The organism is Chondromyces apiculatus DSM 436 (assembly GCF_000601485.1).
GTDB lineage: Bacteria > Myxococcota_A > Polyangia > Polyangiales > Polyangiaceae > Chondromyces > Chondromyces apiculatus.
The window spans coordinates 44,376-66,473 of sequence record NZ_ASRX01000056.1 but is presented as its reverse complement, the minus strand read 5'-3'; the positions used below and the strand labels follow the sequence as shown (position 1 = coordinate 66,473).

The window sequence follows — 22,098 nt, the reverse complement described above, 5'->3', positions numbered from 1 at the left end:
GGGTCGAGGCGATCTGCGGACGGATCTCGGCCTTGCCGCGCGCGGTACGGGCACGCGGGGGTGCCGTCGAGAGAGGTCGGGCCGCGCTGCAGCGGTGCGGCGCGGGAAAAGGGTGTGCGTCGGCCGTGCTGCAGGCCCGGGGGCGGGCGCTGCGCGGCGAGAGCGTCAACGACTGTCAGCGCGTGGCCGCGGGCGCCGCGCGCAGGGAACCTCGGAACGTGTCAGCGCGGCAGCTTGAGCCGCACGGTGAAGACCTGCTCGACGGCGGTGGGGACGCCGTGGTGGGTGGCCGGTGAGAAGCGCCAGGTGGCCAGGGTGTCGAGCACGGCCTGGTCCATGAGCGGGAGTGACTGCTGCACCTGGCAGTCGGTGAGCGTGCCCTGCTCGGTGACGGTGCACTTCACGACGACGTAGCCCTCGACCCGCGCGGCGATGGCTTGCGGGGTGTACGCAGGGTCGGCGCCGGAGAGGAGGACCGGCTTGGTGTCGGCGAGGATGGAGCGCGGGGCGACGGGGCTGACGGGGCTGAGGTCGACCTCGACGGCAGCGGTGGGCGCGATGGGCTGGCGCAGGGCGGAGACGAGGAGGACGACGACCGCCGCGGCGGCGAGGCAGGCGGAGGCCGTCTGGAGCAGGCCGAAGGCGCGCGGGGGGCGAAGGCCGGCGCTGAGGACACCGCTGAAGAGGGGAGCCGCCTGAAGGGTGTCGCTGCGGCGCGCGTGGGCGGCGGCGGCGGGTGTCGCTCTGCGGGAGGACGGCGCGACGGCAGGAGCCACGGGAGGAGGGGCGCTGGACGCGGCGGACGCGGCGGGGGCGACGTCGTCGAGGCCGAGCGCGGCGAGGGCGCGGGCCCTGGCTGCGGGCGGGGGGACGTCGGCGCCGGAAGCGCGGGCGGCGCGAGCAGCGCGGAAGAGCGCGCCCTCGAAGGAGGGGTCGGCCTCGTCGGACCAGCGTCGGGGCTCGCTCATGACTGGCCTCCCTGCGGCCTCTGGACCTTGCGCGCGGCGGCGCGGGAGAAGGCTTCGCGCGCGCGCCGGAGGCGGGAGGCGACGGTGCCCATGGGGATGGCGAGCATGGCGGCGATTTCCTGGGTGGAGAGTTCCTCCAGCTCGAAGAGGACGAGGACGACGCGGAGGTCGTCGGGGAGGGTGGCGAGGAGCGCGTCGAGGAGGGCGAGCTGTCGCCTGTGCTCGACGATCTCGTCGGGCGCGGGGGACGGGTCGGTGCGGGGAGGGAGGCCTTGCTCCTCCTCGGAGGGGACCTCGCGGCGCCGGCGCTGGGTGCGGGCGGCGTGGGCCGCGACGTTCACGGCGGTGCGCAGGAGGAAGGCGCGCTCGCTGCCTTCCTGGATGGTGTCGATGCGGCGGGAGGCGATCATGAAGACCTGCTGGGCGCAGTCGTCGAGGTCCGCCGGAGCGGCGCCGAGGCGGCGGAGGGAGCGCCACACGGCGTCGAAGTGCTGGTCGACCATGGCGCGCAGGCGGGCGGCGGAGGCGGCGGAGGTGGAGGTGGTGGAGGCGGCCCAGGCGCCGTCGACCTCGGGACCAGGATCGGCAGCGACGCAGGTGTCGTCGGGGTCTTGGGCGCCTCCGGGGGCGCCGTGGTCGTCGGCAAGCGCGAAGGCGAGGTTCGTGCGCGGAAAGGGGAGCACGCTCATGGGATGGTCCTCTGCCGGCGGGAGCGGCACGGGAGCGCGGGCGCCAGGGGTGCGCCGGAGGCTCGTGCAGGATCGGGGACCACGAGAGGTAAATTCCCGCGGGTCGACGTTCTGATCACGAAAAATGATCGGGCGGTCTCCGGAGGCTCGGAGATGGCGGGGAGCCGCCGTGGGGCGGTGGGGGTCAGCGGGGGAAGCCGCCGTGGGGCGGCGGTGGGGTCAGCGGGGGAAGCTGCGGCAGGCGGCGTCGTACTCGGCCCAGAAGCCGGAGGCGGGGTCGACGCCGTCCGGACGTGCCTCGCGGGGGGCGGCGGCGGAGCGCAGGTAGTCGTGGAGCAAGGGGCGGAAGTGGGGGTGGGCGCAGGAGTCGATGATGTCCGCGGCGCGGTGATGGGGGCTGCGGATCTCCGTGTTCCGGGCGTAGCCCTGCTCGGTGACGATGCACTTGATGTCGTGCTCGGTGTGGTCGACGTGGCGCACCACGGGGAGGATGGTGCTGACGGTGCGGCCGTCCTTGAGCCGCCGCACCGAGGGGGTGTGGAGGAGGCTCAGGTAGGCGTTGCGGAGGAAGTCGCCGCTGCCGCCGAGGCCGTTCACGACGCGGCCGCCTTCGAGGGTGGTGGAGTTGGCGTGGCCGTAGATGTCCACCTCGATGGGGGTGTTCATGGCGATGACGAAGAGGCGGGTGATCAGCTCGGCGGAGTTCGAGAGCCACATGGGGCGGAGGACGAGGCGCTCGCGGGTGCGGTGGAAGAGGCGGGCGAGGTCGCGCTGGCCGGCCGCGGAGAGGGAGATGGCGGTGGAGGAGGCGCTCTCGAACTTCGCGTCGTCCTCCATGAAGCGCATCATCCCGTCCTGGAAGACCTCGGTGAAGAAGCGGAGGCGCTCGAACGGGGAGTCGTACAGCTCGCCGATGACGGCGTTGGCGATGTTGCCGACGCCCGACTGGAGGGGCGGGATGCGCTTGCCCCAGCCGAGATCTTCGCGGCAGCGGGCGAGGTAGGCGACGACGTGGCGGGCGATCTGGCGCTCGGTCTCGGTGGTGTCCTTGAAGTCGACGGGGTAGTCGGGGACGTTCGACTCGACGACGGCGACGACCTTGGCGCGGTCGATGGGCACGTAGGGGGTGCCGACGTGATCGGCGACGTTGGTGATGGGCACGGGCCAGCCGACGTGGGGCGGGACCGGGGGAAGGGCGATGTCGTGGAAGCCCGTGTAGTCGGGGGCGGCGGTGTTCACTTCGAGGATGATGCGGTCGGCCTTGGCGAGGCCCTCGGCGGAGACGCCCACGGAGGAGGTGAGGATGACGCTGCCGTCGGGGCGCACGCGGGAGACCTCGACGACGGCGACGTCGACGCGGCCGTAGAGGCCGACCATGAGGTTGCGCGCGAACTGCGAGAGGTGGACGTCGGCATAGTCCATCTTGCCGGCGTGGATCAGCTTGCGGGAGGCGCGCGAGGACATGTAGGGGCCGCGCCGGTGGAGGAAGGGGGCGAGGGGGCCCTCGACCTCCTCGGAGAGGGAGGCGCCGCTCAGGAGGGTGAGGTCGGCGGCGCGGCCTTCGGCGGCGAGGTGGGCGGCGAGGGCCGGGAGGAAGCGCTTGGGCTCCCCGGCCTTGGTGAAGCCGCTGGTGACGAGGGTGTTGCCAGGCGCGACGAAGCGCACGGCTTCCTCGACGGGCATGGCTCTGGAGAGCAGCTCGGCGCTCTCGACGCGGTTGGCCAGGGAGGACATGCGCGCGAGTATGGCATGGGCCGAGGGCTCGGGTGACGCGGCGCGTGAGGGGCACTGTGTCGCAGGGCGGGCGGCGGCGATGATCGGGGGACGGCGCAGATCAAGCGGCGCAGATCAGGCGGCGCAGATCACTCGGCGGCGAGAGGGGCTTTCTCGACGTGGGGTGCGTGGGGCGCGCGCGGCGCGTGAGACGCTTGCGGCGCGCGGCGCGCGAGGTGCGCGTCGACGGCCTCGGCGGCGCGGCGGCCCTCGGCGATGGCCCAGACCACGAGGGAGGCGCCACGGGAGGCATCGCCAGCGGCGAAAACCCCGGGGACGCTGGTGGCGCCGCCGCTTGAGGTGATGTTGCCGCGGGCGTCGAGGGCGACGCCGAGGTCGGTGAGCAGCGGAGAGCGCTCGGGGCCGACGAAGCCCATGGCGAGGAGGACGAGGTCGCAGGGGATCTCGAGATCGCTGCCGGGGATCTCCTCGACGCGGCCGCCGTCGAGGCGGATGCGGACGGCGTGGAGGGCGCGGACGTGGCCGGCGTCGTCGCCGAGGAGGCGCCTGGTGAGCACGGCGAACGCGCGCTCGCCTCCCTCGTGGTGCGAGGAGGAGGTGCGGAGGGTCATGGGCCACTCGGGCCAGGGGTTGGTGGAGGCGCGCTCGCTCGGGGGGCGGGGCATCAGCTCGATCTGAACGACGTTCGCGGCGCCCTGGCGGTGGGAGGTGCCGAGGCAGTCGGCGCCGGTGTCGCCGCCGCCGAGGATGATGACGCGCTTGCCGGTGGCGGTGATGGCCTGGTCGCCCGGGATGGTGTCGCCGGCGACACGGCGGTTCTGCTGGGTGAGCAGCTCCATGGCGCGGTGGACGCCGCGCAGTTCGCGCCCGGGGGTGGTGAGCTCGCGGGCCTGCATGGCGCCGATGCAGAGGACGATGGCGTCGAACTGCTCCCGGAGCGCCGCAGCGGTGATGTCGACGCCGACGTCGACGCCGGTGCGGAAGGTGACGCCCTCGCGCGCGAGCTGGTCGGCGCGGCGGTCGAGGAGGTGCTTCTCCAGCTTGAAGTCGGGGATGCCGTAGCGGAGCAGGCCACCCACGCGGTCGTCGCGCTCGAAGACGGTGACGGCGTGGCCCTTGCGCGCGAGCTGCTGGGCGGCGGCGAGGCCGGCAGGGCCCGAGCCGACCACGGCGACCCGGGTGCTGCGGCGGGCGGGAGCGGGGTGGGCGACGAGGGGCGCGTTGGGCGCGTCGGGCGCGTTGGGCGCGTCGGGCGCGTTGGATACGAGCCGCGCGGCGATGGAGCGCTCGACCTCCTTGATGGTGACCGGAGTGCCCTGGAGGTTGAGGACGCAGGAGGCCTCACAGGGCGCGGGGCAGACGCGGCCGGTGACCTCGGGGAAGTTGTTGGTGGCCTCGAGAGCCTCCACGGCGTCGGCCCAGCGGCCGTGGGTCACGTGGTCGTTCCACTCGGGGATGAGGTTGCCGAGGGGACAGCCGCGGTGACAGAAGGGGACGCCGCAGTCCATGCAGCGGGAGGCCTGCTCGCGGAGGGGGGGCTCCTCGAAGACGGGCTCGAACTCGCGGTAGTCCTGGAGGCGCTCCTCGACGGCGCGGGGAGCGGGCTTCTGCCGCTGGATCTTGAGGAAGCCGCGCGGGTCACCCATGGATGGCCACCATGTCCTTGGAGCGCTGGGAGCTGGGGCCCGAGAGCCTCGGTGAGGTCAGGGCTGGATCGGACGCGTAGCTGCGGGCGAGGCGCTCGGCGAGGGGGAGGTCTACGGAAAGGCGGCGGGCTTCGAGGGCGCGGCGGTACTCGCGGGGGACGAGCTTGACGAGGCGGGGACCCTGCGCGTGCTGGAGGTCGAGGAGATCGCTCCAGAGGTCGAGGAGGCTCGCGGCCTTGGGGCTCCCGGTGCGGGCCACGTGCTCGCGGAGGACGGCGGCGATGGCGTCGGCGTCGCCAGGGGCGAGGGGCTCGATGGCGTCGCTCGCCTCGGGGTGACAGCGGGCCCGGAAGGTGCCGTCGTGGTCGAGGACCACGGCCACGCCGCCGCTCATGCCGGCGCCGAAGTTGCGGCCGGTGGGGCCGAGGACGATGACGACGCCGCCGGTCATGTACTCGCAGCCGTGGTCGCCGACGCCCTCGACGACGGCGAGGGCGCCGCTGTTCCTGACGCCGAAGCGCTCCCCGGCGCGGCCGTTGAAGAAAGCGCGGCCGCTCGTGGCGCCGTAGAGGACGGTGTTGCCGACAATGACCTGCTCCTCGGGGGCGAAGGTGCTGCCGGCGGGAGGACGGACCGCGAGGATGCCGCCGGAGAGGCCCTTGGCCACGTAGTCGTTGGCGTCGCCGTCGAGGGTGATGGTGATGCCGCGGGCGAGGAAGGCGCCCAGGCTCTGGCCGGCGCTGCCGTGGGCGTCGATGCAGAGGGTGTCGTCGGGGAGGCCGGCGTCGCCGTGGCGGCGGGCGAGGACGCCGCTCAGCATGGCCCCGAAGGCGCGGTCACGGTTCCGGATGCGGCGGGTGATGCGCATCGGGGTGCGGGCGGCGAGCGCGGGCTCGGCCTCGGCGATGAGGCCGTGGTCGAGGACGTCGCGGAGGTTGTGCTCCTGCGCGCCGACGCAGCGGGTGGGCTCGGTCTGGGTCTCCTTCGGGAGGTAGAGCAGCTCGGAGAAGTCGAGGTTCTGGAGGCGGGGCGTGGGGAGGTCGCGGCGGGGGGTGATGCAGTCGGCGCGGCCCACCATCTCCTCGATGGTGCGGAAGCCGAGGCCCGCCATGAGCTGCCGCGCCTCCTCGGCGACGAAGAACAGGAAGTTGATGACGTGCTCGGGGGTGCCGGTGAAGCGGCGGCGCAGCTCGGGGTCCTGGGTGGCCACGCCGACGGGGCAGGTGTTGAGGTGGCACTTGCGCATCATCACGCAGCCGAGGGCGACGAGGGGCGCGGTGGCGAAGCCGAACTCCTCGGCGCCGAGCAGGGCGGCGATGACCACGTCGCGGCCCGTCTTGAGCTGGCCGTCGGCCTGGAGGCGCACCCGGCCGCGGAGGCGGTTCATGACGAGCACCTGCTGGGCCTCGGCGAGGCCGAGCTCCCAGGGCAGGCCGGCGTGGTGGATGGAGGTGAGCGGGGAGGCGCCGGTGCCGCCGTCGTGGCCGCTGATGAGGATGACGTCGGCGTAGGCCTTGGCGACGCCCGCGGCGACGGTGCCCACGCCGGCCTCGGCGACGAGCTTGACGCTGATCCGGGCGGCGGGGTTGACGTTCTTGAGGTCGAAGATGAGCTGGGCGAGATCCTCGATGGAGTAGATGTCGTGGTGGGGCGGCGGCGAGATGAGGGTGACTCCCGGCGTCGAGTGGCGCACCCGGGCGATCACCTCGTCGACCTTGTGGCCGGGGAGCTGGCCGCCCTCGCCGGGCTTCGCGCCCTGGGCGATCTTGATCTGGATCTCGTCAGCGTTGACCAGGTAGTGGGCGGTGACGCCGAAGCGCGCGGAGGCGACCTGCTTGATGGCGCTCCGCCGGGAGTCGCCGCTCGGGTCGAGGGTGTAGCGCGCGGCGTCCTCGCCGCCCTCGCCGGTGTTGGAGCGTCCCCCGATGCGGTTCATGGCGACGGCGAGGGTCTCGTGGGCCTCGCGGGAGATGCTGCCGAAGGACATGGCGCCCGTGGCGAAGCGCTTGACGATCTCCTTCGCGGGCTCGACCTCGTCGAGGGGGACGGCGGGGCCTGCGGGTACGAGGTCCCAGAGGCCGCGCAAGGTGCTGGGGCGCTCGCGCTGGTCGTTGATGAGGCGCGCGTACTCTGCGTAGGTCGTGGCGTCGTCGAGGCGCGTCGCCTTCTGGAGAGCGGCGATGCTCTCGGGGCTCCAGAGGTGGTGCTCGCCGGTCGCGCGGTAGGCGTGGTGGCCTCCCTCGGCGAGGCGGCGGCGGCGCGTGGGCGCAAAGGCCGCCGCGTGGCGGGCGCGGACGTCCTCGGCGATCTCGCGCAGGCCCACCCCGCGGATGCGGGAGGCGGTGCCGGCGAAGTGCTCGTCGATGACCACCTGATCGATGCCGACGGCCTCGAAGATCTGGGCGCCCTGGTAGCTCGCCAGGGTGCTGATGCCCATCTTGGACATCACCTTGAGCACGCCCTTCTTGAGGGCCTTGATGTAGCGGCGCGTCGCGTCCTCGGGGCTCACCCGGACGCCGCTCTGGCCGCCGGGGAGCGCGCCGTCCTCGGCGAGCGTGGCGACGGTGGAGAGCGCGAGGTAGGGATTCACCGCGCCCGCGCCGTAGCCGAGGAGGAGGGCCATGTGGGCGACCTCGCGGGCCTCGCCGGTCTCCACGATGATCCCTGCGCGCGCCCGCAGGCCCTGGCGCATGAGGTGGTGGTGCACGGCGCCGAGCCCGAGGAGGGCGGGGATGGGCGCGTGGTGCTCGTCCACGACGCGGTCGCTGAGGATGATCACGCTGGCGCCGTCCGCGATGGCGCGCTCGGCCAGGACGCCGACGCGGCGGAGGGCCGCGCGCAGCGCCTGCTCGGGCTCGACGTCCATGGGGAAGCCGAGGGGGATGGTCTCGGCGCTGAAGTCGGCGACCGGGTTCTGACGGAGCCTGGCGAGGTCCTCGTTGCTCAGGAAGGGGTGGGGCAGCTCGAGCTGGCGGCAGTGCCGGGGGGTCTCTTCGAGCAGGTTGCCTTCACACCCGAGGCAGCTCACGAGCGACATCACGATCTCCTCGCGGAGCGGGTCGATCGGGGGGTTCGTGACCTGGGCGAAGTGCTGCTTGAAGTAGCGGTAGAGGAGCTGGGGCTGGTCGGAGAGGACGGCGAGCGGGATGTCGATGCCCATGGATCCCGTGGGCTCCTCCCCCTGCGCGCCCATGGGCCCGAGGAGGAGGCGCAGGTCCTCCTGGGTGTAGCCGAAGGCGAGGCGCAGCCGTTCGGCGTCGGCGCGCCCGAGGGTGGGGACCTCCTCGGCGGGAGGCAGGTGGTCGAGGTCGATCTTGTTCGCTTCGAGCCAGCGGCCGTAGGGGCGCTGCGAGGCGACGCGGGTCTTGATCTCCTCGTCGGAGACGATGCGCCCCTCCTCGACGTCGACGAGGAGCATCTTGCCGGGCTGGATGCGGCCCTTCTCCTTCACCAGGGTGGGGTCGATGTCGAGCACCCCGAGCTCGCTCGCGAGCACCACCATGTCGCCCGTGACCACGTACTTGGCGGGGCGAAGGCCGTTCCTGTCGAGCGTGGCGCCGATCAGGCGGCCGTCGGTGAAGCAGATGGCGGCGGGGCCGTCCCAGGGCTCCACGAGGCAGCCGTGGTAGGCGTAGAAGGCCTTCTTGGAGTCGCTCATCGCCGGGTCGTCGACCCAGGCCTCGGGGATGAGCATCATCATCACGTGCGGCAGGGACCTGCCGGAGGCGACGAGGAAGTCGGCGACGTTGTCGAAGGCGGCGGAGTCGGAGCCGCCGGGGCGCATGATGGGCCGGAAGTCGTCGATGTGGTCCTTCCAGTACTGGCTGCGGAGGAGCCACTCGCGGGCGCTCATCCAGGTGCGGTTGCCGCGCAGGGTGTTGATCTCGCCGTTGTGCGCGATGAGGCGGAACGGGTGGGCGCGATCCCAGGTGGGGAAGGTGTTGGTGGAGAAGCGCGAGTGCACGAGGGCGAGCTGCGAGACGGCGCGCGGGTCGGAGAGATCCCGGTAGAAGTCCGCGATCTGCTCCGGGAGCATGAGGCCCTTGTAGACGACGGTGCGCGACGAGCAGGAGACGATGTAGAAGTCGTCGGACCAGGCGGCTTTTCCGGCGCGCTTACGGATCAGGTACAGGGTGCGCTCGAAGAGGTCGGGGGCGCAGGTGCGCCCGATGAAGAGCTGGCGGATGTGGGGACACGTGTCGCGCGCGATGACGCCGAGGGCCTGAGGCGCCGTGGGGACGTCGCGCCAGCCGAGGACGCGCTGGCCGTGGTGGATCACCGTCGCTTCGAGGATGGCCTCGTAGCGACGACGCGTGGCTGGATCGGTGGGGAAGAAGCACATCGCCACGGCGTAGTCGCCGGGCGGGGGAAGCTCGCCGCGCGCGCCGTGGGCAGGCGGGGTCGCGGCGTAGAGCGCGTGGGGGATCTGGAGGAGGATCCCGGCGCCGTCACCGGTGCAGGGGTCGCAGCCTGCCGCGCCGCGATGCGTCAGGTTGCGCAAGATCTCCAGGCCCTGAGCGACGACCTCGTGGCTCGGCGTGCGCTTCAGGGAAGCGACGAACCCGAGGCCACAGGCGTCGTGCTCGAAGGCCGGATCGTACAGACCTTGGCGGACGGGAAGCGGCATGGTGGTTCTCTGCTGGGGCGCGTCGGCCTGGGCGGGGGCAACATCACCGCGCGCAGGCGTCGGACCGGACTGCAGAAAGTAAACACAACAACGCGCCGCGTCGAGAATTTCCGCACGGACGTGCGAGACGCACCTGCCGGGTTCTGACCTGGGTGGCGTGCGTCAAGCGAGGGCGTCGAGAGCGCAGCAGGGAGTCCCAGAACGTCGAGAGCGTCGGCAGGACTGGCAAGACAGGTGCGGTCGGCGCAATGCACGCTATCTTCGGGCGCCCGGCGATGGCTGTTCAGCGCGCGATCTTGCACGTCGACATGGACGCTTTCTTCGCGTCGGTCGAGGTGCGCGACGACCCGCGCCTCCGGGGCAAGCCGGTGCTGGTCGGAGGCGGTGGCCGGCGGGGGGTGGTCGCCACGGCGAGCTACGAGGCGCGCCGCTTCGGGTGCCGCTCCGCGCAGCCCATGGCCCAGGCCCTGAAGCTCTGCCCGGAGGCCGTGGTGGTCGCCCCCCGGCACGGGGTGTACGTCGAGGTGTCGCAGCAGGTGTTCGACGTCTTCGCGCGCTTCTCGCCGCTCGTGGAGGGGCTCTCGATCGACGAGGCGTTCCTCGACATCTCCGGCACCGAGCGCCTCCTCGGGACCCCGCGCCAGGTGGCCGAGGCGCTCAAGGCAGAGGTGAAGGCGACGACGGCGCTGACGTGCTCGGTGGGCATCGCCAGCGTGAAGTTCCTCGCGAAGATCGCGAGCGGGATGAACAAGCCCGACGGGATCACCGAGATCCCGCCGGGGACCGAGCTGGCCTTCCTGACGCCGCTGCCGGTGGGCGCGCTGTGGGGGGTGGGGCCGCGGACCGAGCAGCGGCTGGAGCAGCGCGGCATCCGCACGGTGGGCGACCTGCGTCGGCTCGGCGAGAAGACACTGACCGACTGGCTCGGCGCACACGGGCAGCACCTGTACCGGCTCAGCGCAGGCCTCGACGAGCGGGCAGTCATCCCCGATCGGGAGGCGAAGTCGATCAGCAACGAGGACACGTACGCGGTCGACGTGGTCGGCGTGGAAGCGCTGCGTCAGAGGCTCCTCTCGCAGGCGACGCGCGTGGCCGACAGGCTCGTGGCCGAGGGGCGCAAGGCGCGGTGCGTGCACCTGAAGATCCGCGACATCCACTTCGTCACCGAGAGCCGGCAGTGCACGCTGCCCCGGCCCGTGAACGATCACCGCGCAATCTACGAGGCGGCGTGCAGGCTGCTCGACTCGGTGGAAACCGAGGGCCGGAGCTTCAGGCTCACCGGGGTGGGGGTGGCCGACTTCGACGCGGGCAGCGCGCCCGTGCAGCTCGGGCTGTTCGATGCGCCGCGTGAGATGCGTGAGATCCGTGAGGCCCCGCGCAAGGAGTCGCTGCAGGAGGTGATGTCCGCGGTGCGGAAGCGGTTCGGCCACCAGGCGCTGTTCCCGGGCGACGCGGGGAGCGAGAGGCGGCTGGGATCGAGCGGCGCCATCACCCACACCCGGCCCGTCGCGGGAGAGGAGACGGAGGCGGGGACGGACGCCAGACGCGGCGAGGCGAAGGCCGACGGGGGCAAGGGCCGGGGGCGAGGTCGGCTAGGCTCGGGGCCATGACGGGACTGGTGATCGCCTGCACGGCGACGTTCGGTGAGGAAGCGGATCGGGTGCTCGTGGAGGGGGTGGCGCCGCACGCGCTGACGCTGCCGGCGGTCAGGGCGGCGACGAACCTCGCGCCCGCGGCCCAGAACGCGGCAGTGCTGGACGCAGAGGTGGTGCTCGGCCAGCCGAGCCCCGAGGACCTCCTCGTGGCGCCGCGGCTCCGCTGGGTGCACCTGAACAGCGCGGGATACACGCGGTACGACGTGCCCGAGGTGCGCGCGGCGCTCGCGGCCCGGGGGGTGGCGCTGACGACGAGCAGCGGGGTGTACGACGATCCCTGCGCGGAGCACGCGCTCGCGCTCCTGCTCGCAGCGTCGCGGCGGCTGCCGGAGTGCGTGGAGCTGCAGCTCGGCGGGAAGGCGTGGCCATCGAAGGCGGTGCGCGGCCGGAGCGCGCTCCTGCGGGGGCGACGGGTGCTCTTGCTCGGGTTCGGGGCCATCGGCCGCCGCCTCTCGGAGCTGCTCGGACCCTTCGGAGTCGACCTCGCCATCTTCCGGGCGCACCCCCGGGGCGATGAGCCGGGGCGGGTGGTGGGACCCGAGGCGCTCGGAGAGGCCTTCGCCTGGGCGGAGATGGTGGTCTCGACCCTGCCCGAGAACGAGGCGACCCGCGGGCTCGTCTCGCGCGCGCTGCTCGACCGGATGCAGGCCGATGCCTGGTTCGTCAACGTGGGCCGCGGGACGACGGTGGACCAGGGAGCCCTGGTCGACGCGCTCGCGGCACGCCGCCTCGGGGGCGCGTACCTCGACGTCACCGATCCCGAGCCGCTCCCCCCCGATCACCCTCTCTGGACGGCTCCCGACTGCTGGATCACGCCGCACACTGCGGGCGGTCACCGCGGGGAGATGGTTGCACTCGTGCAGCATTTCCTCGCCAACCTGCGCCGGTTCGAGCGCGGAGAGCCGCTCGTCGACCGCGTCGTGTGATCCTCTCCTGAACCCGCGACCCGCGACCCACGCGCTGGCCAATTCCTCCATTGCTGGCCAATTCCTTCATTGCTGGCCAGTTCCTCCATGGATGGATGATGTTATCGGTACTGGCCCTGCGCGACGGCCTCGCGCCGACGTGCACGCCGCAACGGCGTAGCGCGCCGCGTTATCGGAGGATCGATGTGATACCCTGTGGTTACGGGTGCTTGACATCACGATAGGCGTTTGGTCATGTGCGCTGGCAGGTCTGTCCCCTGAGCATGACGCATTCGCGGCTGAGGGTCACACCGCCACGAAATGCACCGGCCCATGCCCCCTGAACGACTTCCGGGAGGGGCTCGTTGAGCATCGTCGCCGCTGGCGACGCAAGTGAAGCAAGGAGATGAAGATGCGCGACAAGTCCATCTCGAGTCGAACGTTGCAGAGGCACATCGTGCGCCTCGTGCTGATGCTGGGGTTGATGCTGGTGGGCGGCAACGCTTTCGCCAATACGCTGACGCAGAATACGTCGTGGACCATCGACCGGAGCGGGACCACGACGAAGTACCGGGTCGCCGCCTATGGCGACTCCATCTTCGCCGGCTATTACGGCAACATTTCGCGCGCGGCGAAGCGCGCGGCCCCGCTCGTGCAGGGCGAGTACCTGTCCCAGTCGTGGAACACCGACATCGAGGTGGTCCGGCGCTGCAAGTCGGGCGCGCGGGCGGACTCCGTGTACAACGACAAGATCGTCGCCGAGAAGTCCTACATGCAGGACCCGAGCACGCGCGTCGTCGCCTTCGAGATGTGCGGCAATGACTTCCTGCAGGCGCGCAGCGCGTTCGCCGACCAGACCGGGACGTGTAACCTCGCGGTGATCGACAACGCCCTGGCCGCGTGCACCACGTACCAGGAGAAGGCGATGCAGTTCATCAACGCGAACGCGCACGCCAACGTGAAGAAGAAGCAGATCATGAACATCTACTACCCCGGCTACGACGCGGACAACGTCCTGTCGAGCTGCACGGACTCGTCGGGGCAGAAGATCAACAAGCAGCAGGCCTTCATCCCGCGCCTCGCCAAGAGCAACTGGCGCGCCTGCAACTACGCGAAGCAGTACGGCTTCGATTGCGTCGACGCCTTCGCCGACTTCATGGGCGCCGATTACGACACCAATGGCGACGGCCTGGTGGACTCCGAGGCGCTCCGGTGGCGCAGCGGCGAGACGGAGAGCGCCTACGTGACCCGCATCAGCACCACGCTGCGCGGCACCATCCGCGACGCGAACACCCACTACGGGTCGAGCGGCACGAGCTACGACTACATCCAGTCTGACAACACCCACCCCACCTACTACAGCGACGCGACGGTGTACCTCGGGTTCATCGGTGGCTCGGGCTCGGGCACCGGGGCGGCGGAGTACTCGGGGTCGCAGATCTCGGGCGGCAAGAACCCGCAGTGGAATCGCTTCGGGCACGAGCGCGCCGGGTGGCTGCACGCGCTGCTCAACCCGTCGGCGCCCTGACGCTCTGCTCTACGTGAGAATACGTGAGAATACGTGAGAACGAAGCGCGCGTAAGAACGAAGCGCCCGTGAGAACGAAGCGCCCTGCCGGAAAAAACAGCGTCGGCCCGCGACGCTCCGTCGACGAAGACGGGGTGGTGCGGATCGAGCTGCGGCAGGGCGCTCGTCCATTTCGGGGCTGGATGATGGCTGCGGCGCTCTCGACGTTCGCGGCGGCGGTCGTCGGCGTGGGCCTCTGGCTCGGCGCTGGCGCCATGGCCGACGGGAACGGGCGTGGGGGCGGGAGCCGCGGGCACGAGGCGCGGGCCACGGGACGAGGGGACACGCGCACCGCAAAGGGGAGCGGGGCAGAGGCGGGTGAGGCTGCACCACGTGGACGCGCGGGGACGCTCGCGGGACGGGGAACGCCCGGTGGAAAGGGCGCGCCGGGAGACGGATCCGGGCAGATGGAGAGAGGCGACGTGAACGAGGACGGCGAAGCCACGGCTGCCGCGAACCCGGGAGCGGTGGAGGCCGAGGGGCCTTCGGGAGCCCCCGAGGAGCGGACCGGCCTCCGCGCCTTTCCTCCGCACGGGACCAAGAGGATCAAGGAGGGCATCGTGGTGCCCGAGGACTTCCCGCTGCCGCCGGGGTACGTGCGCCATTACCAGGCCACGGACAGGGGGCAGATGCTGGAACCGATCCTGATGTTTCATCCCGACCACCGGCCGGTGGACGCGCAGGGCAACCCGATCCCGCTGCCCGAGGACCGGGTGGTGCCGCCGGAGATGGTGCCGGAGGGGCTCCAGGTGGAGATGCTGGAGGTGCCCGAGGGCGCGTATGCGGGGCCCGAGGATCAGCAGCCTGGCAATGGCCCCGAGAGCGGCGAGGGAAACTCCGGGGACGGCGAGGCGGACCCGGCTCCATGACCTGGGTCGTGGAGCGCGTGGAGCGCTGGATGCCGCGCCACCTCGCGCGGGGGCGATGGACGGGGTTCGTCGCCGGAGCGGTGCTGACCGCCGGGTTCCTCGCGGTGTGCGGGCGCATGGAGGCGCCCTGGTTCGTGCTGCTCTTCGTGGCCCTCGTCCCCTGGGTCTGGGCGCTCGATCGCGCAGCGTCGGCGGCCGAGGCGGTGGGGGCGGGGGTGCTCCTCAGCGTGGCCTTCGCGGGGGCGGTGTTCCCGTGGTTCCCGACCACGGTGGAGCGGTATGCGGGCGCGGGCGCGGGCACAGGCGTGGTGTGGCTGCTCTTCCTCGTGGCAGCGCCGGTGCTCGAACCGCAGTTCGTCACCTTCGCGCTGACACGGCACCTCGCGCGGCGGCAGGGCGCGGGGCTCCTGGCGCGCGGCGCGCCCCTCCTGGTGTACGTGGGGACGGAGCTGCTCCTCCCCAAGCTCTTCTTCGACACGCTGGGGCTCGCGCTGTACCCGTCGTCCTTCCTGCGGCAGGGCGCCGACCTCGCCGGGGTGCACGGGCTGACGCTGCTCGTGCTGGCCGTGAACGACCTCGTGGTCGCGGCGCTGCAACGCACGGTCCGCGACGGCGCACGTGAGCCCAGAGCGCGGCCCGGAGAGGAGGCCGTCGCCCGGGAGCCTGCGTGGAGACCGCTCGCGTGGGCGGCAGGTCTCGTGGGGGTCGCGCTGGGATACGGCGCGGTGCGGGTGGCGCAGCTCGGGGGGCCGGGGGAGGGCCGGGGGCTCGTCGTCGCGGCGGTGCAGGCCAACATCACCAACTACGACCGCCTGCGGGCCGAGAAGGGTGCCTACGACACGGTGCGCACCATCCTCGACGCGCACCTGGCCATGTCGGCGGAGATCCGGGCCCGCAGCAAGCCGGACCTGATCGTGTGGCCGGAGACGGTCTACCCGACGACGTTCGGTCACCCCCGGAGCGAGGCTGGCGCGGCGTTCGACGGCGAGATCCGGGCCCTCGTCGCGGAGACCGGGGTGCCGCTCGTCTTCGGGGCGTACGACACCGACGGGGAGCGGGAGTTCAACGCGGCCTTCTTCCTGGGCGCGGCTTCGGGCGGCAAGGCCCCGGGCGCGAGCTACCGGAAGCGGATGCTGTTCCCGCTCACGGAGTGGGTGCCGGCGGAGATCGACTCGGACTGGCTCCGCCGCGAGATGCCGTGGGCCGGGCGCTGGGCACGGGGACCCGGGCCGCGGGTGATCGACCTCCCGCTCGGGCGGGGCGACGTGCTCTCGGTGGTGCCCCTCATCTGCTACGACGTGCTGTTCCCTGGCTTCGTGGCGGAGGCCGCGCGTGGGGGCGCAGACCTCATCGTCACCATCTCCAACGACTCGTGGTTCCCGGACGTGCGGGCGCCGCGTCTCCACCTGATCTCGGCCGCGTTCCGGAGCGTGGAAACGCGCTTGCCGCAGGTGCGGGCGACGAACTCGGGCATCTCGGCGATGATCTCGCCGACGGGAGAGATGGTGGCCACCGCGGGCTGGGAGCAGCGCGAGACGCTCACGGCCACGCTCGCGGGGGCCGGACGGCCCGTGACGCTGGCGATGGTGCTGGGGCCGTGGCTTGGGCCAGCGGCGCTCGTGGGAGGGCTCGCGCTGCTCCTTGCGTCGCGACACCGTGCGCGGCGCGCGCCAGCGCCGCAGGCGCAGACCACGCCGCAGGCGCAAGCAGAGGCGCCGACGAGGCCACCGCCAGAGGCGGCTCAGCGCAAGAGGAAGAAGAGGACAAAGCCGGGGACGACCACGAAGTAGGCCACGAAGCAGACGATCTCGATGGCCCGTCGAATGCCCTCCGCGCGCGCCGGCATGGCGGAGGTGAGCAGGATGCCGATGGCCTCCGTGGCGAGGCGCCAGCAGCTCGCGTACACGATGAGGCCCCCGGCGGTGCCCATCCAGAACTCCGAGAAGGTCCGGAGGTACGAGGCGAGCCCGAAGAGCTTGTACTGGCCCGTCGGAGAGCCGAACCGGATCATCTGGTCGAGGCGGAAGATGATGCCGGTGAGGACGAGCGGCGCGACGACGTGCTTCACGCCCAGGTACACCCAGCCGCGGCGGCCGAGCTTGTGGCGGGCAGCGGCGAACGCGAGGGCTCCGTGGGTGGGCACGGCGGGCGCCGCGGGCACGGCGGGGAGCGCCGCAGACACGGCAGGGAGCGCCGGGACGAGGAGGCCGAGGAGCGTTGTGGGATCGTCGGTCTCCAGGTCGTAGCGGAACGCGCGGCCCGAGGTCATGCGCAGGGCGATGCCGGCGCCGGGGATGGGGATGCGCCAGGGCGTGAGCCCGGTGATGGACGTGGCGGGGATCTCGAACCGGACGGTGCCCCGGGTGAGGACCAGGTGGTCAGGGAGGACCTCCAGGGTGACCCGGTTCAGGCGGCGCAGGAGGACGCACAGGGCCACCGGGATGGCGGAGAACAGAGCGAGGCCCATCGCCACGGCGCGGGGCGGGGCCGTGTTGGTGCCCTCCAGGATGTCGTGGACGAGGTGGGAGGCGAGGTAGAGGACGTTGAGCACCGCGACGCCCAGCCACACGCCGGCAGCGACGCGCGCGGCGGGAGACCAGGCGCGCACCTCGTTGCGGGTGCCGGTGCCGGTGCCGGTGCCGGTGCCGGTGCCGGTGCCGGTGCTGGTGCCTGTCGCCGCAGGGGTGGTCTCCTCCACGGGCTCAGGAACCTGCAGGGGCTTCGGTGGGGGGCGCGACGGCGGCCGGGCCCTGGCCGCGGGAGGCAGGATCGTCGCGGTAGAAGACCATGGTGAAGGCCACGAACACCGCCCACATCGCCCCGAGGTGGTAGAGCATCATCTCGCCGCCGTAGCGCTTGAAGATCATGCCCACGATGGGCGGGCCCATGAGCATGCCGCCGGCGTAGAACACGTTGTAGATCGAGTTCGCGCGGCTGTAGTCGCGGGGGTGGGTGACCACGCCCGTCAGCGCCAGCGCGATGGGGGACATGGAAGCCAGGGTCGCGCCCGCGCCGATGACCGCCGCGCACATGAGCCAGTAGGAGTCGAGGAACACGAAGCCGAGCGCGCAGCACATCCCGCCGAAGGAGAGGATGCGGACGACGCGCAGGTGGCCGACGCGGTCGGCGATGCGGCCGAAGACGTTCGAGAAGACCAGCATGCCCAGGCAGAACAGGCCGGGCAGGATGATGGTGTCGCCGCGGGGGATGCCCTTCGACTCGATGAGGAAGAGCGGGAGGAACAGCACCAGCGAGGCCTGGAAGTAGCCGTAGGCGTAGGCGCCGAAGCAGGAGGTCTTGATGCGCCAGAGGATGGTGAGGCTGCTCGGGCGATCGTCGCCCGCCACGCCTGCGAGCGCCGCTCCTCCCTCGCCGGTCCTGGCGAGGGCTGGCCCGTCGGTCGTGGTGGCGTCATCGCCGGGCGCTTCACCGTGCTTCGCGTCATCGGCAGGGAGGCGCAGGGCGAGGTAGATCGTGGACACCAGCGCGAACACGCCGGCGATGACGAAGGCGGCGGGGACCGGGAGGATCTTGGTGATGCCCATCGCGAGGATGGGGCCGATGACGTAGCCGCTGGAGAGCCAGATGGCGTAGAGCGAGGTCAGGTGCGCCTTGTGCTCCTTGTCCGTGCGGTGGAGCAGGATGGTCTCGGAGCTGACCCACACCCCCACGGAGAAGAGGCCGTCGAAGAAGCGCAGGCCGGCGATGGACCCGTAGCTCGGCATGAACGGGAAGGCTGCGACGCACGCCGCGTACCCGAGCATGACGGTGGTGAGGGTCCGCTTCCCGCCGAACTTCCGGATGAAAAAGCCGATCGGGATGGCGAACAGCACCAGGCCCGAGGCGAAGAAGATCGCCAGCGTGCCGATGTCCTGCTTCGAGTAGCCCTGCGCGTCGAGGTGCAGCGAGGTGAGGGCGATCGAGATGCCGCAGGCCAGCCCGAACAGGTGGGTGCCGCGGAACAGGCGGCTCAGATGGGGGTCGACGGGACTCACCGGCGCATCCTACACGAGCGCGGGCGACAGGGCAGAAAGCGCGCCCGGTGGCGCTGCGGCCGGGGGAACACTGCGCCGGGGCCCAGCCTACCTGCGCGATGCGGGGAACGTTGCCGGCCACCGGGTGTCGGGATAGCGTCGCTGGTCGGGCCCCGACCGGCGTCACCCGGAACTCCATGACCGAGCTCTCCCTCGACACGCCGACCGACACGCCGACCGACGCGCCGACCGACACGCCGACCGACGCGCCGACCGACACGCCGACCGACGCGCCGACCGACGCGCCGCCCATCCCGGACCTGCTCTCGCTGAAGGCGGCGGTGCGGGTGAAGGTCGACGAGCTGCGTCAGGACCTGGTGTTCGCCTTCGCCACCCGGGGCGCGTCCGACGTCTTCGAGCGGGCGCTGGAGGAGGCGAGGCTCCCCGCGTCGCGCTGGGACCGCGCCTGCTTCGCCCGTGACCTGTTCCTCGAGGACCTGGTGAAGCGCGCGCTGCCCGTGCGCGCCGAGGGCCGCGGTTACGCGCCGTGCCTGCCCTACCTCCTGCGGGTGATCACCTCGCCCCCGGAGGATCGGGCGGTGGTGACGTTCCGCCGCGCCATCCTCGACGAGCTGGCAGGGAGCGAGGCGCGGCGCGCGGAGCTGGAGAAGGCATACGTGGCCATCCTCCGCCTCCGCCAGATGCTCTGCGCGGGGAGGCTGGCGACGGCGCGGGGGCGGCGCCTGGAGATCCTGAGGGCGGCCCACGGGGCCTTCGAGGCGCTCGCGGGGTCCTTCGAGGGAGCGACGTCGGGGCTCGGGCGGCTCCGCGCGTTCGGCCAGGCAGTGCGCGCGAGCGCTGCGTACCGGCGCCTCGACGCGCTGCTCGACCACGACCAGCACCTCGGCACCGTGGACGTGCAGGTGAGCGTCGGCGCGGACGGGGAGCTGCGCAGCTTCAAGGTGCTGGCGATCCGCGAGAACGCCTCGAACCCCTTCTACACCTCGCCCGTGGGGCGCTTCTTCAAGCGGGTGATGCTGTTCTTCCGCGGCTACCGGATGAACGGCGACGAGGTGGCGGAGCGCCTGCTCGACGACGTGTTCACCGGCCTGGAGGAGCCGATCGCGCTCCTGTTCCAGGCGCTCGGGGACATGGAGGTGTACCTCGGCGCGCTCGGGCTCCGCGACAACGCCCGCGCCAAAGGGCTCGCGGTGTGCCTGCCGGAGCTCGTGGAGCGGAGCGAGGAAGGCATGGACGTCGAGGGCCTCTTCAACCCCCTGCTCCTCGGCGGAAAGGCGACGCCCGTGCCCTGCACGCTGCACACCGAGGGGGGCTCGGTGGTGGTGGTCACGGGGCCCAACTCGGGCGGCAAGACGCGCCTCTTGCAATCCATCGCGCTCACCCAGCTCCTCGGCCAGGTGGGCCTCTTCGTCCCGGCGCGGGCGGCGCGGCTGCCCGTCGTCTCCGGGCTGTTCGTCTCGCTCATCGAGGAGGCGCGCGCCGACCAGCCGGAGGGGCAGCTCGGGATGGAGCTGATGCGCATCCGCCGCATGTTCGAGGAGATCTCCGTGGGCGCCCTGGTGCTGCTCGACGAGCTGTGCTCCGGCACGAACCCCTCGGAGGGCGAGGAGATCGCGCGCCTGGTGATCTCGCTCCTCCCCGAGCTGGAGACGCAGGTGTTCATCACCACCCACCTCCTCCAGCTCGCCGAGCACCTCGCCTCCGAGCGCCCCATCGAGCGCCTCGGCTTCCTGCAGGTGGAGCTCGACGCGCGGGAGCAGCCCACCTACGGCTTCGTCCCCGGCGTGGCGCGAAGCTCGCTCGCCCACAAGACCGCCGCGCGCCTCGGTGTCACCCGCGATGAGCTGCTCGCCCTGATCGCGACCAAGCGGTATACCACGGGTCACCGTGCAGCCGCCGCCGAGCCCCGCGAAACACGCTGATCTGGTCGTCGTTGGCGCGGGCTCCGCGGGCGCGGTCATCGCGTCACGGGTGACGGAGCGCGAGGATCGCGACGTCCTGCTCCTCGAAGCCGGGCCCGACTACCCAGATGCCGGGCGGCTCCCTCCCGACCTCGTGAACGGCAGCCGCAACTCGTGGCGCATCCACGACTGGGGCTACCGCCACCGGCCGACCCCCAGCCAGATCCCGTTCGTGTACCCGCGCGGCCGGGTCGTGGGGGGCAGCTCCGCGGTCAACACCTGCATCGCCATCCGCCCGCGCCCGTACGACCTGGAAGAGTGGGCGGCGCTCGGCCTCCCCGACTGGGGCTGGGAGGCGTGCCTGCCCTACCTGAAGCGCCTCGAAGACGACCGCGACAGCGACGCTCCCTGGCACGGCAAGGGGGGCCCCGTGCCCGTCCGCCGCCACCCGCCGGAGGAACTGGCGCTCTTCCAGGCCGCGTTCGTGGAGGCCGCCCGCGGACTCGGCTACCCGGACTGCCCCGACACCAACGACCCGGCCACCGAGGGCGGCATCGGCGCGCACGCCATGAACAAGATCGGCGGCGTGCGCATGAGCGCCGCGCGCTGCTACCTGACGCCGGAGGTCCGCGCCCGGTCGGGCCTGCGCCTCTCCGCAGGCACCCAGGTGCGGCGCGTCCTCTTCCGGAACCGGAAGGTGGAGGGCATCGAGATCGATCGCGGCGGTCAGGTGGAGCGGATCGCGACGCGCAAGGTGGTGCTGTCGGCCGGCGCGATCGCCACGCCGGGCATCCTCCTCCGCAGCGGCGTGGGTCCACGCGAGGACGTGGCGCGGCTCGGGGTGGAGCTGGTCTCCGAGGTGCCGGCCGTGGGCGCACGCCTCCTCGATCACCCGGGCGCTGCGATCTTCCTCCTGCCGCGCCGGAGGGGCCTCTGCCAGCTCACCGATCCTTTGATCCAGACGGTGCTGACCTACACCTCGGCCGAGAGCCCGTACCCGCTCGACATGCAGGTGCAAGCCGGCTCGTTCGTGCCGCTCCACCCCCGGCTGACGCTGCCGCTCTTCAGCCTCATGTGCTGCATCGGCAAGCCCCAGGGGCTCGGCGAGATCCGGTACACGAGCACCGATCTGCGGGTGGGGCCGGAGATCCACTCGAACTTCCTCCTCGACCGCGAGGATCACCGGCGCGCCGTCGAGGCGCTGATGCTCGCCCGCGAGCTGTGCAGGATGGAGCCCATCCGCCGCCTCGCGCGGCCACTCTGGCCCCTCGACGGCACCCTCGCCGACCGCGCGCGGCTCGGCGCCTGGATCTACAAGAGCTGCGGCTCCGGCTATCACCCCTGCGGGACAGTTCCCATGGGCCCCGAGGGCGCTCCGGCCGCCGCCGTGGATGGCCGGGGCCGGGTGCGCGGGGTGGAGGGGCTCATCGTGGCAGACGCGAGCATCATGCCCACCATCCCCAGCGTGAACACCAACGTGACGACCCTGATGATCGGGGAGCGGTTCGGGGAGTGGCTGCGCGAGGGCGCGCTGTAACTCGGC

General features: G+C 72.0%; 14 protein-coding genes. 7 read left to right on the top strand and 7 right to left on the bottom strand.

The window, feature by feature from the left end; genetic code table 11:
• Nucleotides 1-221 precede the first annotated feature (221 nt).
• The 5 genes from CAP_RS45850 to gltB all read right to left on the bottom strand — a co-directional run bounded on the left by CAP_RS45850 (nucleotide 222) and on the right by gltB (nucleotide 9,664).
• Entirely contained in the window at nucleotides 222-968 is a 747-nt protein-coding gene (locus tag CAP_RS45850) for an energy transducer TonB (protein ID WP_052376337.1), read from the bottom strand.
• Nucleotides 965-1,657 (bottom strand): RNA polymerase sigma factor, encoded by a 693-nt coding sequence (locus tag CAP_RS30045; RefSeq protein WP_081865406.1) that lies wholly within the window; start codon nucleotides 1,655-1,657, stop codon nucleotides 965-967. Before CAP_RS30045 ends, CAP_RS45850 begins: the two co-directional genes overlap by 4 nt.
• Before the next feature lie 219 nt (nucleotides 1,658-1,876).
• Nucleotides 1,877-3,391 carry an acetyl-CoA hydrolase/transferase C-terminal domain-containing protein gene (locus CAP_RS30040; protein WP_044247113.1) on the bottom strand — a complete coding sequence of 505 codons (1,515 nt, stop codon included), beginning with the start codon at nucleotides 3,389-3,391 and terminating at the stop codon, nucleotides 1,877-1,879.
• A 128-nt stretch (nucleotides 3,392-3,519) separates the two neighbouring features.
• Entirely contained in the window at nucleotides 3,520-5,037 is a 1,518-nt protein-coding gene (locus CAP_RS30035; protein WP_044247112.1) for a glutamate synthase subunit beta, read from the bottom strand.
• Nucleotides 5,030-9,664 (bottom strand): glutamate synthase large subunit, encoded by a 4,635-nt coding sequence (gltB, locus tag CAP_RS30030; protein WP_081865405.1) that lies wholly within the window; start codon nucleotides 9,662-9,664, stop codon nucleotides 5,030-5,032. The genes CAP_RS30035 and gltB overlap by 8 nt, the downstream gene beginning before the upstream one ends.
• 275 nt (nucleotides 9,665-9,939) lie before the next feature.
• Between gltB and CAP_RS30025 the strand changes: the two genes are divergently transcribed.
• The 5 genes from CAP_RS30025 (at nucleotide 9,940) to lnt (ending at nucleotide 16,449) form a co-directional block, all read left to right on the top strand.
• Nucleotides 9,940-11,274, top strand: a complete 1,335-nt coding sequence (locus tag CAP_RS30025; protein WP_197041416.1) for a DNA polymerase IV — start codon at nucleotides 9,940-9,942, stop codon at nucleotides 11,272-11,274.
• Nucleotides 11,271-12,245: a D-2-hydroxyacid dehydrogenase gene (locus CAP_RS30020; RefSeq protein WP_052376335.1), complete on the top strand. Its 975-nt coding sequence runs from the start codon at nucleotides 11,271-11,273 to the stop codon at nucleotides 12,243-12,245. Before CAP_RS30025 ends, CAP_RS30020 begins: the two co-directional genes overlap by 4 nt.
• Nucleotides 12,246-12,636: 391 nt before the next feature.
• Nucleotides 12,637-13,752, top strand: coding sequence for a hypothetical protein (locus CAP_RS30015; RefSeq protein ID WP_275936544.1), 1,116 nt, complete (start codon nucleotides 12,637-12,639; stop codon nucleotides 13,750-13,752).
• 67 nt (nucleotides 13,753-13,819) lie between these two features.
• Nucleotides 13,820-14,659 (top strand): hypothetical protein, encoded by an 840-nt coding sequence (locus CAP_RS45845; protein ID WP_156041265.1) that lies wholly within the window; start codon nucleotides 13,820-13,822, stop codon nucleotides 14,657-14,659.
• Nucleotides 14,656-16,449: an apolipoprotein N-acyltransferase gene (lnt, locus tag CAP_RS30005; protein WP_063748777.1), complete on the top strand. Its 1,794-nt coding sequence runs from the start codon at nucleotides 14,656-14,658 to the stop codon at nucleotides 16,447-16,449. Before CAP_RS45845 ends, lnt begins: the two co-directional genes overlap by 4 nt.
• Here lnt and CAP_RS30000 read toward each other — a convergent pair.
• Nucleotides 16,401-17,357 (bottom strand): hypothetical protein, encoded by a 957-nt coding sequence (locus CAP_RS30000; RefSeq protein ID WP_052376333.1) that lies wholly within the window; start codon nucleotides 17,355-17,357, stop codon nucleotides 16,401-16,403. The genes lnt and CAP_RS30000 overlap by 49 nt on opposite strands.
• A 4-nt stretch (nucleotides 17,358-17,361) precedes the next feature.
• The gene (locus CAP_RS29995) at nucleotides 17,362-18,654 is read right to left on the bottom strand and encodes an MFS transporter (protein WP_044247110.1); all 1,293 of its coding nucleotides are present in this window, start codon (nucleotides 18,652-18,654) and stop codon (nucleotides 17,362-17,364) included.
• A gap of 176 nt (nucleotides 18,655-18,830) precedes the next feature.
• On the opposite strand from CAP_RS29995, the gene CAP_RS29990 reads away from it, so the two are divergent.
• The gene (locus CAP_RS29990; RefSeq protein WP_063748776.1) at nucleotides 18,831-20,576 is read left to right on the top strand and encodes a MutS-related protein; all 1,746 of its coding nucleotides are present in this window, start codon (nucleotides 18,831-18,833) and stop codon (nucleotides 20,574-20,576) included.
• A complete protein-coding gene (locus tag CAP_RS29985; protein WP_156041264.1) occupies nucleotides 20,542-22,092 on the top strand; it encodes a GMC family oxidoreductase in 1,551 nt (516 codons plus the stop codon). The genes CAP_RS29990 and CAP_RS29985 overlap by 35 nt, the downstream gene beginning before the upstream one ends.
• Nucleotides 22,093-22,098 lie beyond the last annotated feature (6 nt).